At 72.2% G+C, this 13,050-nt stretch carries 13 protein-coding genes and 1 tRNA gene; 7 read left to right on the top strand and 7 right to left on the bottom strand.

The features are described from left to right. Positions 1 to 36: 36 nt before the first annotated feature. From ACFYU0_RS12160 to ACFYU0_RS12170, 3 genes are all read right to left on the bottom strand, one after another. On the bottom strand, positions 37 to 1,695 hold the full coding sequence (locus tag ACFYU0_RS12160) for a long-chain fatty acid--CoA ligase (protein WP_389300077.1): 1,659 nt from the start codon (positions 1,693 to 1,695) through the stop codon (positions 37 to 39). A 140-nt stretch (positions 1,696 to 1,835) separates the two neighbouring features. Next, a complete protein-coding gene (locus ACFYU0_RS12165; RefSeq protein ID WP_351661539.1) occupies positions 1,836 to 2,393 on the bottom strand; it encodes a SigE family RNA polymerase sigma factor in 558 nt (185 codons plus the stop codon). A 358-nt stretch (positions 2,394 to 2,751) separates the two neighbouring features. Continuing rightward, positions 2,752 to 3,009, bottom strand: a complete 258-nt coding sequence (locus ACFYU0_RS12170; protein WP_389300080.1) for a hypothetical protein — start codon at positions 3,007 to 3,009, stop codon at positions 2,752 to 2,754. 372 nt (positions 3,010 to 3,381) lie between these two features. Here ACFYU0_RS12170 and ACFYU0_RS12175 point away from each other — a divergent pair, with 372 nt between their 5' ends. The 4 genes from ACFYU0_RS12175 (at position 3,382) to ACFYU0_RS12190 (ending at position 6,124) form a co-directional block, all read left to right on the top strand. After that, complete coding sequence (locus ACFYU0_RS12175; RefSeq protein WP_389300083.1) at positions 3,382 to 4,248, top strand: bifunctional DNA primase/polymerase; 867 nt, start codon at positions 3,382 to 3,384, stop codon at positions 4,246 to 4,248. A 74-nt stretch (positions 4,249 to 4,322) separates the two neighbouring features. Then, on the top strand, positions 4,323 to 4,823 hold the full coding sequence (locus tag ACFYU0_RS12180; RefSeq protein ID WP_389300085.1) for a GNAT family N-acetyltransferase: 501 nt from the start codon (positions 4,323 to 4,325) through the stop codon (positions 4,821 to 4,823). A gap of 86 nt (positions 4,824 to 4,909) precedes the next feature. Then, positions 4,910 to 5,320: a VOC family protein gene (locus ACFYU0_RS12185; RefSeq protein ID WP_389300088.1), complete on the top strand. Its 411-nt coding sequence runs from the start codon at positions 4,910 to 4,912 to the stop codon at positions 5,318 to 5,320. A gap of 243 nt (positions 5,321 to 5,563) precedes the next feature. Beyond that, the gene (locus ACFYU0_RS12190; protein WP_389300090.1) at positions 5,564 to 6,124 is read left to right on the top strand and encodes a hypothetical protein; all 561 of its coding nucleotides are present in this window, start codon (positions 5,564 to 5,566) and stop codon (positions 6,122 to 6,124) included. A 76-nt stretch (positions 6,125 to 6,200) separates the two neighbouring features. On the opposite strand, the gene ACFYU0_RS12195 is transcribed toward ACFYU0_RS12190, so the two are convergent. Both ACFYU0_RS12195 and ACFYU0_RS12200 read right to left on the bottom strand, forming a co-directional pair. After that, positions 6,201 to 6,287 (bottom strand) — tRNA-Ser (locus tag ACFYU0_RS12195). 108 nt (positions 6,288 to 6,395) lie between these two features. Beyond that, entirely contained in the window at positions 6,396 to 7,883 is a 1,488-nt protein-coding gene (locus ACFYU0_RS12200) for a S1C family serine protease (RefSeq protein ID WP_389300093.1), read from the bottom strand. Between the two features lie 328 nt (positions 7,884 to 8,211). Here ACFYU0_RS12200 and ACFYU0_RS12205 point away from each other — a divergent pair, with 328 nt between their 5' ends. The 3 genes from ACFYU0_RS12205 to ACFYU0_RS12215 all read left to right on the top strand — a co-directional run bounded on the left by ACFYU0_RS12205 (position 8,212) and on the right by ACFYU0_RS12215 (position 10,988). Continuing rightward, entirely contained in the window at positions 8,212 to 9,039 is an 828-nt protein-coding gene (locus tag ACFYU0_RS12205; protein WP_351661559.1) for a glycerophosphodiester phosphodiesterase, read from the top strand. Between the two features lie 203 nt (positions 9,040 to 9,242). Beyond that, on the top strand, positions 9,243 to 9,881 hold the full coding sequence (locus ACFYU0_RS12210; protein ID WP_351661563.1) for an ATP-binding protein: 639 nt from the start codon (positions 9,243 to 9,245) through the stop codon (positions 9,879 to 9,881). Between the two features lie 141 nt (positions 9,882 to 10,022). Then, positions 10,023 to 10,988 (top strand): DUF5926 family protein, encoded by a 966-nt coding sequence (locus ACFYU0_RS12215; protein WP_351661566.1) that lies wholly within the window; start codon positions 10,023 to 10,025, stop codon positions 10,986 to 10,988. 244 nt (positions 10,989 to 11,232) lie between these two features. Here ACFYU0_RS12215 and ACFYU0_RS12220 read toward each other — a convergent pair whose 3' ends face one another. Together ACFYU0_RS12220 and ACFYU0_RS12225 are read right to left on the bottom strand one after the other, a co-directional pair. After that, positions 11,233 to 11,844: a hypothetical protein gene (locus ACFYU0_RS12220; RefSeq protein WP_389300098.1), complete on the bottom strand. Its 612-nt coding sequence runs from the start codon at positions 11,842 to 11,844 to the stop codon at positions 11,233 to 11,235. A gap of 55 nt (positions 11,845 to 11,899) precedes the next feature. Beyond that, entirely contained in the window at positions 11,900 to 12,565 is a 666-nt protein-coding gene (locus tag ACFYU0_RS12225; RefSeq protein WP_389300101.1) for a bifunctional DNA primase/polymerase, read from the bottom strand. Positions 12,566 to 13,050: the final 485 nt, after the last annotated feature.

The raw sequence follows: 13,050 nt of genomic DNA on the forward strand, positions 1-13,050 counted from the left end.
CGCGCAGCCGGGGGCCGTCCGTTCACACGGCGATCGTCAGCCGAGCCTGGTCACGTCCAGGTCGCCTGCCGCGTACTGCCTGCGGAGCACCTTCTTGTCGAACTTGCCGACGCTGGTCTTCGGGACCGTCGGGATGATCGTCCAGCGCTCGGGGAGCTGCCACCGGGCGATCTTTCCCTCCTCGGCGAGGAACGCGCGCAGCGTCTCGAAGTCGGCGCTCGCGCCCTCCCGCAGGACCACCGTGGCGAGCGGACGCTCGCCCCACTTGTCGTCCGGCACGGCGACCACGGCGGCCTCCGCGACGTCCGGGTGGGACATCAGCGCGTTCTCCAGCTCGACCGAGGAGATCCACTCGCCGCCGGACTTGATGACGTCCTTGGCGCGGTCGGTGAGGGTGAGGAAGCCGTCGGGCGAGATGGTGCCGACGTCGCCGGTCTTCAGCCAGCCGTCCTCGCTGAACTTGTCGGCGGGACGCAGCGGTTCGCCGTCGGGGCCGTTGTAGTAGGCGCCCGCGATCCACGGGCCGCGCACCTCGAGCTCGCCCGCCGACTCGCCGTCCCACGGGATGCGCTCGCCGCCGGGGCCGGTGAGCCGGGCCTCGACGCCGACCGCGAAGCGGCCCTGGGTCAGGCGGTACCCGAACTCCTCGTCGGTGCCGACCGCGTGGGCCGGCGGGCGGGCCACCGTGCCCAGCGGGGAGGTCTCCGTCATGCCCCAGGCGTGGCAGACCCGCATGCCGAGCGCGTCGAAGGCCTCCATCAGGGAGGGCGGGCAGGCCGATCCGCCGATGGTGACCTGGACGAGGGCGGAGACGTCACGGGGGCGGGCGGTCAGCTCGGCGAGCAGGCCCTGCCAGATGGTGGGGACGGCCGCCGCATGGGTCGGCCGCACCTGTTCGATCATCTCGGCGAGCGGGGCGGGCTGCAGGAAGCGGTCCGGCATCAGCATGTTGACGCCGGTCATGAACGCGGCGTGCGGCAGGCCCCAGGCGTTGACGTGGAACTGGGGGACCACGACCAGCGAGGTGTCCTGGTCGGTCAGGCCCATCGACTCCGCCATGTTGACCTGCATGGAGTGCAGGTAGACCGAACGGTGGCTGTACACCACGCCCTTGGGGTCGCCGGTGGTGCCGGAGGTGTAGCACATCGCGGCGGCCTGGCGCTCGTCCAGCTCCGGCCAGTCGTAGGCGGTGGGCCGGCCGGCGATCAGCTCCTCGTACTCGTGCACGCGCGCGGTGGCGCCCTCGAGCGGGGCGCGGTCGCCGGGGCCGGAGACGACGATGTGCTCCACCGTCGGGAGCTTCGTCAGCAGCGGCGCGAGCAGCGGGATCAGCGAACCGTTGACGATGACGACGCGGTCGGCGGCGTGGTTGACGATCCACACCAGCTGCTCGGCGGGCAGCCGCAGGTTCAGGGTGTGCAGCACCGCGCCCATGGAGGGGATGGCGTAGTACGCCTCGACGTGCTCGGCGTTGTTCCACATCAGCGTCGCGACGCGGTCGTCGTCCCGGACCCCGAGTTCGTCCCGCAGCGCGTGGGCGAGCTGTGCCGAGCGGGCCCCGATCTCGGCGAAGGTGCGGTGGTGCGGCTCGGCCTCTCCGGTCCAGGTGGTCACCCGCGACTCCCCGTGGACCGCCGACCCGTGGGTCAGAATCCTCGAGATCAGCAGCGGTACGTCCTGCATGGTGCTCAGCACGGCGGTCCTCCCGGGCGACTTTGCCTACGCGGTGGTCGAGGTTGCGCTGATTCTGCGCACATACCGCGCGGTATGTCACTAGGAGAGGCGACACAGTTTGACGACGGTCGTCCGAGTCCGGCCGGCCCCGCGCGACGGCCCTAGCGGACCAGGCCCAGTTCGGGGTCCTCGCGCAGCTTGCTCAGGGCCCGGGAGACCGCCGACTTCACCGTGCCCACCGAGACGCCGAGCACCTCGGCCGTCTGGACCTCGCTGAGGTCCTCGTAGTACCTGAGGACGACCATCGCCCGCTGCCGCGCGGGCAGTCTGGTGATCGCGCGCCACATGGCGTCGCGCAGCGCCTGCCGCTCGGCGGGGTCGCCCGCGCCGGGCACGGGCTCGGGTTCGGGCAGCTCCTCGCAGACGAACTCGTCCACCCTGCGCTTGCGCCACTGCGAGGTACGGGTGTTGAGCAGCGCCCGGCGCACATAGCCGTCCAGCGCCCGGTGGTCCTCGATCCGCTCCCAGGCCACATAGGTCTTGGTCAGCGCGGTCTGCAACAGGTCCTCGGCGTCGCTCGGGTTGGCGGTCAGCGACCGCGCGGTGCGCAGCAGCACCGGCTGGCGGGCCCGCACGTACGACGCGAACGACGGGAACGAGTGGGTCTGCCGCGCCGGTGCGGCGGCGGCCGAGGCGCTGGTGCAGACGGGTGTGGTCATGGCTCCACGCTAGGAGCGGACCGGCCGCCCTGGGATCGGCCCCAGGTCCCGATGCCGGGTCCCCCTCAGGTTGTAGGGGTGGGGCCGTCCCCACCTCCTGAAGGTGGACCGCGTGATGACGGCCCCTGAGGGTTCTCCCCTGCGGGCCCGCCCTCGGGCCGCCGGGTTCAGGCCCGCGACCGGCCCTCGGGCCGCCGGGTTCGGACCCGGCGCCGGCGTCCGCGGGTCCTGCCGCCATCGGGGCCGGCGAACCGGGAAACGGCTGCGCGGCGGTGCCGAAGCACCGCCGCGCAGCCGTCCTACGACCCCGAAGCACGCCTCGCGGGGACCCTCACCACAAGGGCCCCCGGCCCCCGGCTCACCACAGCTGGGTGAAGCGGAAGGCCACGTTCTCGGTGCCCTGCTGGAGGGCCGTGAGATCGGAGCCGTTGACCTGTGCGACGTTCCCGCCGTTGTCGCGGCCGACGCCGCTGCCGCCGAGGCTCGTCACGCCGGCGATGGATCCGTCGCCCGCGAGGGCGCCGTCGTCCGCACCCGCGACGCCGGTGAAGAGGGCGGCTGCGAGTGGTAGTGCGGAGACGGCGGCCAGAACGCGGGCGGTACGGATACGTGCCATGTTGTCCCTCCAGAACCGGGCTCCTTCCGGCCGAGGCGGCCGGAAGGTCCGTGAAGTGCGGCTGGCGCCAGGGCGGTTGGCCGACCGCCCCGGCTGGTGTGAACGACGTCGCGCATCCAGACTTGCCCACCGAATCCCGGCGAACCACCACGTAAGCCCTCATTCGCACGCAAGCGTGATGACATATCGATAAACCCCTTTCGCCGCCTTTCCCCACTCCGCGCCGCACCGGCTCGCCACCCGAACTCCCCCCTCCCCGACCGGCACAAGGGACGAATCGTTCCGCCCCGTTCCCGGCGAAAATCCCCCGTTCCCGGCACGTCACCCCGCCTCCCTCTTCCCTTTTTCGAACGTACGTACGAACATGGATCCATGGCCACCACCGACCGGCAGGCCGCGACGCTGGCCCTCGCACACGCCCTGTCAGCCGCCGAGCGCGGACTGGCCGTCATCCCCCTGTCCCGGAGCAAGCTCCCGGCCCTGCGCTCCCCCCACCACGACGACTCCGGCCCGGCCTCCTGCCACGGTGAGTGCGGCCGTTTCGGGCACGGCGTGTACGACGCCTCAACGGACCCCGCCCGTATCCGCGAGCTGTTCGCCGCCGCGCCCTGGGCCGGCGGCTACGGCATCGCCTGCGGGCTGCCCCCGCACCACCTCATCGGCGTCGACCTCGACACCAAGACGGGCACCGACGCCTCGGCCGCGCTGCGCGAACTGGCCCTGCGGCACCTGTTCACGATCCCCGCGACGGTCGTGGTGATCACTCCGAGCGGCGGCCGCCACCTCTGGCTGACCGGCCCGCCGGACGTCGTCGTCCCCAACTCCGCGGGACGGCTCGCCCCCGGCATCGACATCCGGGGCGCAGGCGGCTACCTCGTCGGCCCGGGTTCCCGCACCGACCACGGCGTGTACGCGACCGCCCCGGGGACCGCCCACCTGGGCCCCGCCGCCTGCCCGCCGGCCCTGCTGCACCTGCTCCTGCCCCCGCCGCGCTCGGCACACCCGGCACCGCCGCCGGCGGGCGACCACGGGCGGGGCCTGATCCACTTCGTGCTCACCGCGCACGAGGGCCAGCGCAACACCCGCCTGTTCTGGGCGGCCTGCCGCGCCTACGAGAACGGCATCGGCCCCGCCCTGCTGGTCCCCCTGATCGAAGCGGCCGTCGACACCGGCCTGACCGAACGCGAGGCCCGCGCGACGATCGCCTCGGCCGCCCGCATGACGGGCCACCGGCCCTGACGCCCCGCGCGCCGGGCGTCACCGCCGGGGGTAACCGATGGAACAGGAATCCACCGTTGGTTAGCCTCGCGCGAATGGAGATTCGGGCTTTCGAAGAAAGTGACTGGCCGCAGACCTGGCCGTTCATGGAGCCGATAATCCGCAAGGGGGACACCTTCTGCTACGACCCGCTCCAGAGCGAGGCGCAGGCCCACGAGATGTGGGTGGTCCCGCCGCCGGGGCACGTCGTGGTGGCGGTGGAGGACCGGCGCGTGATCGGCACCTCGAACATGTATCCCAACCGACCGGGGCCCGGTTCGCACATCGCCAGCAGGAACTTCATGGTCGCGCCCGAGGCACGCGGGCGGGGCGTCGGCCGGGCACTGGGCGAGTACCTGCTCGACTGGGCGCGCGGCAGCGGCTTCGCCGGCGTGCAGTTCAACGCCGTCGCGGCCTCCAACGCACCGGCGCTCGGACTGTACGAACGTCTCGGGTTCGCCGTCGTCGGCACCGTTCCCGGCGCGTTCCGGCATCCGTCGCTGGGCCCGGTCGGCCTGCACGTCATGTACCACGCATTCGAAACGGTCCGCGGATAGGCCGCGCCGGGCGGCCGCCCCGCACCGGGCCCGGCGCTAACGTGGCAGCGCGTCGAAAGCCCGACAGCGCCGAAGGAGCACGCGGCATGGAGATCGTGACGTCCCAGAAGATCACCACGTTCCTGATGTTCGAGGGGAACGCGGAGGAGGCGATGGCCTTCTACACCTCGCTCTTCGACGACGGCGAGATCGTCGGCGTCACCCGCTACGGCGCCGACGGCCCCGGCAAGGAGGGGACCGTGCAGCACGCCACGTTCTCGCTCGCCGGCGGGCAGTTCATGTGCATCGACAGCCCCGTGAGCCACGGTTTCACCTTCACCCCCGCGATGTCCCTCTTCGTCCAGTGCGAGGACGAGGCGGAGATCGACCGTCTCTACGCGGCCCTCGTCGACCGGGGCACCGCGCTCATGCCGCTCGGAGACCACGGCTTCAGCCCCAGGTTCGGCTGGGTCAACGACCGCTTCGGCGTCTCCTGGCAGCTGAACCTCCCCGCCTGAGCCCGCCCGCCCCCGGCCCCCGGCGACACCGGCCGGCCGGGAACCCGTATGTCCCCTCTTCCATCCTCCTGATCAACGAGTCCCGAACCGCACTGACCACGACCAGGCGGCCGGGGCTCATCACAGGGGGAAGGACCCGACTCTTGCGCGACAAGTTCGGACGTACGATCACCGGCGCAGCAGTGCTCGCCCTCACCGCCACCGGTGCCATCACGGGAACGGCCAACTGGGCCTGGATGTGAGATGCCCAGGTTCAAGCGGAGCCACACAGCGGCCGGATGGCTGGCGGCAGCCGTGCTGCTGTCGTCCGGATGCACCGCCCTCGACAGCAGCTCTGCCGACGACGCGGGGGAGGGCGCGTCCTACGAGCAGGCGTACGCCGACCACGAGCCGTTGCACGTGGTCGGCTATCCCTCCACCGGCTCATTGCGGGTCGTCCAGGAACTCGTGTGGGACATCGCCGACGGCAAGGCGGACGAGCTGCGCAAGCTGGCCACCGGCGACAGCGGCGAGGCGGAGGCCAGGAAGACCGGCGAGAACTGGATCAAGGCTTTCGGCACCGGCGCCGACGGGAAGGTGACGGGTGACTTCTACGACGGCGGTTCGGAGCGCCAGGTCGTGGTCCTGTACTTCCACGACACCCGGCAGAAAGCGGAGTTCACCGTTCGACTCGACGGCGACACGGGCGGGGAGAACTGGCGCGTCCTGATGAAGTCGCCCGATTTCGAGGACGCCACCCGGACCCCCGGCTGGGCGCCGAAGGAACCGGGAGGAACCGGCTCCAGGATGAAGAACAACGGCTGACCAGCCGGCTCCCACGCGGAAGGGGTGCCCCTCGACGAGGGACACCCCTTCCGGCATGCGACGCTCATGACCTGTGCGGAGGCGGTGGGATTTGAACCCACGGTGACATCGCTGCCACGACGGTTTTCAAGACCGTTCCCTTAGGCCGCTCGGGCACGCCTCCCCGCGGCCGCCCGTGATCGGCGGCGCGCGTACAGATTACCGGGCCGCCGCCGCGGCGTGGGTACACCGGGGTGCCGCCGGTTTCCGAGCGGCACCCCGTGCGGAGGCGTCAGCTGTCGCCCGCCCGGGAGCCCAGGGTGAGGTCCACCGTGTGCTCCTGGCCGCCGCGCTTGTAGGTGATCGCGACCTTGTCGCCGGGCTTGTGGGTCCAGATCTCGCCGATCAGCGTGGGGCCGCTGTCGATCACGTGGTCGTCCAGCTTGGTGATGACGTCGCCGGGCTTCAGGCCGGCCTTGTCGGCCGGGCCACCGGACTCGACCGCGGCGGAGCCGGACGCGCCCTGGTCGGTGATCTTGGCGCCGGCCGTGGAGTCCTCCAGCGACACCGAGGCGCCGATCTTGGCGTACACCGGCTTGCCGGACTTGATGAGCTGCTGGGCGACGTACTTGGCCTGGTTGATCGGGATCGCGAAGCCGAGGCCGATCGAACCGGACTGCCCGGAGCCGAAGCCGCCGCTGCTGCTGGACTGGATCGCCGAGTTGATGCCGATCACCGCGCCCGAGGCGTTCAGCAGCGGGCCGCCCGAGTTGCCGGGGTTGATCGACGCGTCGGTCTGCAGGGCGCTCATGTAGGACGCCTTGCTGGAGGAGCTGCCGTCGCTGGAGGCCACCGGACGGTTCTTCGCGCTGATGATGCCCGTGGTGACGGTGTTGGACAGCCCGAAGGGGGCGCCGATGGCGATGGTCTCGTCGCCGACGGCCACCTTGTCCGAGTTGCCGAGCGCGAGCGGCTTGAGGTCGGAGGGGGCGTTCTTCAGCTTGATGACGGCGACGTCGTACCCCTGGGCGTGCCCGACGACCTCGGCGTCGTACTTCCTGCCGTTCGGGAAGGTGGCGGAGAGCTTGCCGCCGTCCACCGCGTCGGCCACCACGTGGTTGTTGGTGACGATGTGGCCCTGGGTGTCGAAGACGAACCCGGTGCCCGTGCCGCCCTCGCCGCTGGTGCTCTCCGCCTCGATGGTGACGGTGCTGGGCAGCGCCCGGGAGGCCACGTTGGCGATGGTGCCGGGGGCGCGCTTGACCTGGGAGGCGCCGTCGGAGGCGGAGACGGTGGTGGAGCCGGAGCTGTCGCTGTCCTTGGCCAGGGTGTAGCCGATCCCGCCGCCCAGGCCGCCCGCGACCAGCGCGGCCACCAGGACCGCCGCGACCAGCCCGCCGCGCCCGTTGCCGGGCTTGGGGGCGGGCTGCTGGTACGACGAGCCCCAGCCCGCGCCCGCCGCGCCGGAGCCGCCGTCGCCGTAGGAGGGCGTGGCGGTGGGCGGCGGCCAGGAGCCGTCGGGGGCGGGGGCGCCGGGGGCGCCGTAGGGCTGGTGGGCGTCGGGGGCAGGGCCGGGGGTCCCGTGCGGCGGGCCCGCGGGGGCCTGCGCCGCGGGGGCCGGGTACTGCGCCGGGGTTCCCTGGGGTACCGGCGGCAGCGGGGTCGTCGGCGCGCCCCCGTCGGGCGCGGAGCCCTGCGGGGAAGCAGCGGGAGATGCCACCGGCACGGGAGGTGCGGACGGGGCCGGGGGTACCGCGTTGCCCTCGTTCTCGGTGCTCACAGCTCTTCTCCTCGATCCACGGCTGTTGTTCCAGGTCGCACTCGGACACACTCGCTCAGGCACGCTCGTCGGGGCGTGCACGCCGGTCGCCCGTGCGACAGGGGCCCGGTGCGACAGCTGCGCATGTTTCGGTGTTCCGCTTGTATGCAGTCAGCTTTTCCCATGGGCCGTCAGAGCACCATAAGCGGTGGCTGTGGGTCCAGGGCCACTCTTTATATGGGATATTTCTCGCAAAAGTTTGACCGAGGTGCAGAACGGATGCCACTGCTCGCCGCACGCCCCGTCGGCGCCGCCCCCGTGTATCCCCCGTCGGTGGCACCATGACGCGGTGACCCACGCACCACACCACACCATCCAGGTCGTCGCCCACCGGGGGGCCTCCGAGGACGCGCCGGAGCACACCCTGGCCGCGTACAAGAAGGCGATCGAGGACGGGGCGGACGCCCTCGAGTGCGACGTACGGCTCACCGCCGACGGCCATCTGGTCTGCGTCCACGACCGCCGCGTGAACCGGACCTCCAACGGCCGCGGGGCCGTGTCCGCGCTGGAGCTGGCCGATCTCGCCGCCCTGGACTTCGGCTCATGGAAGACCCGCGAGGCCTGGCGCGGACGGGACGAGGAGCCCGACTGGGAGCACCGGCCGGAGGACCCGGCGGACACCTCGGTGCTCACGCTGGAGCGGTTGCTCGAGCTGGTCGCGGACTCCGGGCGCCGGGTGGAACTGGCCATCGAGACGAAGCACCCCACGCGCTGGGCGGGCCAGGTCGAGGACCGGCTGCTGCAGCTGCTGAAACGGTTCGGGCTGGACGCGCCGGCCTCGGCGGCCGAGTCGCCGGTACGGATCATGAGCTTCTCGGCCCGCTCGCTGCACCGGGTGCACGCCGCCGCCCCGACGCTGCCCGCGGTCTACCTGATGCAGTTCGTCTCCCCCCGGCTGCGCGACGGCCGGCTCCCCGCGGGCGTGCGCATCGCGGGCCCCTCGATCCGCATCCTGCGCAGCCACCCGGCGTATGTGGAACGGCTGAAACGAGCCGGCCACCAGGTCCACGTCTGGACCGTGAACGAGCCCGCGGACGTCGACCTGTGCGCCGGCCTGGGCGTCGACGCCATCATCACCAACCGCCCGCGCGCGGTGCTCTCCCGGCTGGGCCGCTGACCGGAAGGGCACACCGGCCGCGCGGGGCCGTCCCGCGCGGCCGGACACAAGAACCGGGTGAGGACCGGTGCACGCCCCTTGACCCCGGCCGGAGGGCTGCAGCATCCTCCGTTCTCGGCCACACCCACGAAATCCAGCCACAGAGTGACCAGGCCGTCACAGGGAGTGCTCCGGCGTATTCGCCATGTGTGCAGACGTTGCGAATGCGTCAGCGGAAGAGGACTGGCCGGTTTCCGGTACAGGCCATTGGGGCATCCACACCGTGGCGTGGGGCGAAGGAGGTCTCGGGGGTGGCGTTGGTGGTGGCACAGGAGGTGCCCACGTCGTCGAGCATGGCCGTTCCCCATGGCCCTGCGGGCGTGGGGAAGGCGAGACACCGGATGCGGGCGCAACTGCGCAGCGGCGGGGTGTCGGAGTCGGTGGTCGACGACGCCGTACTGATCCTTTCCGAACTCTTGAGCAACGCCTGCAAACACGGGCGGCCGCTCGGGGACGCCCCGGCCGGGGACGGCGCGGTACGCGCCGCGTGGAAGGTGGACGCGCGCGGACGGCTCATCGTCGAGGTGACCGACGGCGGCGGCCCGACCCGCCCCGCCCCGGCGACCCCGTCGGTCACCGCGCACGGCGGCCGCGGGCTGAACATCATCACGGCGCTCGCCGACGACTGGGGCGTGCGCGACGACACCCAGGGCGAGGTGACGGTCTGGGTCGTGGTCCACGAGGACGTACACGATCCGGACGCCGGGTGCCGGCGCGGTGGTTTCGCTACGCGCGTCACCGCGGCCCCGGTTGCGGCCATGGCCGAACTGGACTTCGCGGACGCGTTCGACGATCTGGGCTGAGCCCGCGCCCTCGTCGGCGGAGCGCGGGCGTACGCCGCCGGCATCGCCCGCGTGTCCGTTGTCCACAGGTTCCCGTGGGTCAGGGCGTGAACGGCTAGGCTCCCGCCCGTACCAGACGAGCCGTAACCGGGAGACCCCACGATGGCCAAGAAGCGACCCCAGACGAAGGCCAAGCGCCCGCAGCAGGCAGACGGGGACATCCCGGTGGTCGGCGCCCGCGAGCCCTGCCCCTGCGGCAGCGGCCGGCGCTACAAGGCGTGCCACGGCCGGGCCGCCGCGCACGCCGTGACCGAGCTGGTGCGCCGCCCGTTCGAGGGGCTGCCGGGCGAGTGCGACTGGGTGGCGCTGCGCGAGCTGGTGCCGGCCGCCACGGTCGAACTGACCCTCGCCGGCGGCCTGCCCGAGGGCGTCCCCTCGGTCACGCTGGCCACGGTGCTGCCAATGGCCTGGCCCGCGCTGCGCCGCGACGACGGCTCGGTCATGCTCGGCCTGCAGAACGACACGCCCTCCGGGGACATCAGCCGCGACCTCGCCGACACCCTGCGGCGCGCGCTCGAGGCGACGCCGGGCTCCCCGGTGGAGGGCCGCCGCGCGCCCGCCGAGGGCCCCAGGCTGCAGGAGCTGCTGGACCCGGAAGGCCCGTTCGAGCCGGTCGTGCACAGCGGGTTCGAGTTCTGGGTGCCGGACGCGGAGAACGCGACGCCCGAGGTGACCGCCTCTCTCGAGCGGGCCAACGCCGCCGCGATCCCGACCGCGAAGCTGTCCGGGGTGGACGCCGCGTACTGGTGCGAGACCCCGGAGAAGAACCACCTGCGCTGGGTCATGCCGCATCCGGAGGAGCAGCTTCTGGACGCTCTCGCCCGGTTGCACGCGGCGGGCCGGTCCAGCCTCGGCGAGGGCACCCGGCTGGTGGGCTCCTTCCGTGCTCACGGGCTCACGGTGCCGGTCTGGGACCTGCCGAGCGGGGTCACGGCCGAGGACGTGGAGAAGCCGGCCGCCGAGTTCGCCGAGCGGCTCGCCGTCGCCCTCGCGTCCGGAGAGCCGCTCACCCCCGAGGAGCGCCGGGCCCGCGGTGGACTGACCAACCGGCAGGTCACGCTCAGCTGACGTGCCGCGACGACCGCCTCACGGCTGACCGACCGGTCAGCCGTGGGGACGGAACGGGAATCAGGTGACTCCTGTCACAACTGCCCGGACCGGCCGCGGAATCGGTGTCCGAATAGCCGAGATCGAATTTGCTAACCGCCGATCTCTTGTTACCGTTCCAGTAGCCCGGTTGCTGGTGCATCCCCCGTCGCCAGCAACCGGGCCTTTCCATGTCCGCACCCGGTCGACAGACCACCGCGAAGCGTCAACTGCCTTGCGTCAGTTCGGAGTTGCTGCCCGAGCGCAGCAGCAGCGGCTCGTCGGCCCCGCGTACGGCGAACTCGGTGACGGCCGTGTAGGCGTCCGGCGCGCCCCGGGTGTGCTCGCGAGGCGTCTCGCAGGTGGCGGGCTCGTCGTCGGAGCCGGCGGCGCAGTGGATCTGCACGGTCCGGCCGCCGGGTCCCATCATGCTCAGCACGGGTTCCATGGCCTCGCCGGTGGCGTTGCGGAAGTAGGTGCGCGCCCAGGTGTCCTCGCCCTGGGTCAGCACACAGGTCTGCGCCTCGACGCCGTCCGACGACGAGAGTTCCGGCCCGCAGCGGGCCGCGGTGGCCAGACCCAGGCCGAGCACCCGGGGCGAGTGCGAGGGGGCCGCAGAGGGCATCTTCGCGTCGCCGCCCGCAGCCGCTCCGGCGGCGTCACGGCCGCCCGCCCGGGGCGCCGCGGCGTCGCCCACCTGTCCCGTGGACGCCACGGCCAGCGGCAGGGCGACCACGGCCACCACGATGCCCGCGAGGGCGAGCAGACGGAGCCTTCGGGAGTCCGGCCCGCCGCGGTGCGGCGACCGCGTGCGGCCACCCCCAGAAATGCGCAGCATGTAGCGGAAGATAACGATCGCGGACGGGCGGAGGCCGTGTCCGCGCCGGACACTCCTACAACTCGGGCGCGCTCACACCCGTACGAGTGAGGGCGTCGACCACGGCGTCCACCACCGCCTCCACGTCGGGCACCCACGGCGAGGCCGAACCGGGCAGCGGGGCGCGCTCCCAGCGGACGGCGCCCTCACCGGTCTCGGACGGCGGCAGGGCGATGTAGCCGCCCTCTCCGTGGAAACGCAGGGAGCCGGGCACGAAGTCCTTGGCGTAGAGCAGTTCGCCGAGCTGCTCCATGGAGTACGGCTTGACGAGCACCGCCCAGCGGGTGGGCGCGGCGACCACCGGGCCGAGGCGCATGCCCCGCCGGTCGAGCAGGTCGAGGGCGCGGGCCGCCGCGGGCGCCGGCAGGCTGACCGCGCAGGGCGCCGTGCCGCCGGTGGCGAGGACGATCGGCGCGGCCGGCCGGTTGGTCCACCACCAGTGCACCATGCGCGCGTCGGTGGTGGCCGCGAGCAGGCCGGGGTCGAAGGGGTGGGCGCCGGGCACCGTGCACTCCGGGTCCGGGCAGGCGCATCGGGCCCGGCCCTGCGGGTCGGGCGCCACACCCGGGAGTACCGGCCACTGCCATTCCGTCGCGAAGGTCAGGGCCGCGCTGATCGGCTCAGGCCTCCCGTCGTTCCGCCTGGACAGGAGCCTGCGTCGCCTTCCGAGGATCTCGCGCATGAGCGCTCGTTCCTTTCCGTTGCACCGCTGGCAACACCGTGGACCACATCACACCATGTGTCGATCACTGCACTGTGCGTACCTGTTGGCGCATCACACCCCCGCGCACGGCGGGGGGACCCCGGGGGTCGGTCGTCGGCCGCGTCCCAAGTGCGTCCATCGGAGCACGGGTGCGGCGCGGGGGTGGCGAAGTATGGCGTTTTGCCGTCGCGCGTGTTTCTCTCCGCCTCCGCCACGGGAGGATGGGGCTCGGCCGTCGATGGTTATGACGTCCGGGTCCGGCGCCAGGTTCCGGGTGGCCCCCAACCACCCCTGGCCTTCATCGAGTACGTACCCAGCACGACCGTTGTGACGCTCCGTGGAACGACGCCAGTCGACCGCAGAGAGCCGTCACCCGAGGCAGTTTTAGGCCAACTTGGCAGTAAGGCAAGGGTTTCGAGAGAAAGCCACTTCAAACCCATGGACACCAGGAATCCCCGCAGGAC

Origin of the sequence: Streptomyces sp. NPDC003720 (assembly GCF_042875075.1) — a bacterium.
Lineage (GTDB): Bacteria > Actinomycetota > Actinomycetes > Streptomycetales > Streptomycetaceae > Streptomyces.

What these genes read in the sequence shown, in the direction of transcription:
- ACFYU0_RS12165 (WP_351661539.1), bottom strand. Translation starts at nt 2,393, where the DNA reads ATGACCACACCCGTCTGCACCAGCGCCTCGGCCGCCGCCGCACCGGCG.
- ACFYU0_RS12170 (WP_389300080.1), bottom strand. Translation starts at nt 3,009, where the DNA reads ATGGCACGTATCCGTACCGCCCGCGTTCTGGCCGCCGTCTCCGCACTA.
- ACFYU0_RS12175 (WP_389300083.1), top strand. Translation starts at nt 3,382, where the DNA reads ATGGCCACCACCGACCGGCAGGCCGCGACGCTGGCCCTCGCACACGCC.
- ACFYU0_RS12180 (WP_389300085.1), top strand. Translation starts at nt 4,323, where the DNA reads ATGGAGATTCGGGCTTTCGAAGAAAGTGACTGGCCGCAGACCTGGCCG.
- ACFYU0_RS12185 (WP_389300088.1), top strand. Translation starts at nt 4,910, where the DNA reads ATGGAGATCGTGACGTCCCAGAAGATCACCACGTTCCTGATGTTCGAG.
- ACFYU0_RS12190 (WP_389300090.1), top strand. Translation starts at nt 5,564, where the DNA reads ATGCCCAGGTTCAAGCGGAGCCACACAGCGGCCGGATGGCTGGCGGCA.
- ACFYU0_RS12210 (WP_351661563.1), top strand. Translation starts at nt 9,243, where the DNA reads ATGCGTCAGCGGAAGAGGACTGGCCGGTTTCCGGTACAGGCCATTGGG.
- ACFYU0_RS12215 (WP_351661566.1), top strand. Translation starts at nt 10,023, where the DNA reads ATGGCCAAGAAGCGACCCCAGACGAAGGCCAAGCGCCCGCAGCAGGCA.
- ACFYU0_RS12220 (WP_389300098.1), bottom strand. Translation starts at nt 11,844, where the DNA reads ATGCTGCGCATTTCTGGGGGTGGCCGCACGCGGTCGCCGCACCGCGGC.
- ACFYU0_RS12225 (WP_389300101.1), bottom strand. Translation starts at nt 12,565, where the DNA reads ATGCGCGAGATCCTCGGAAGGCGACGCAGGCTCCTGTCCAGGCGGAAC.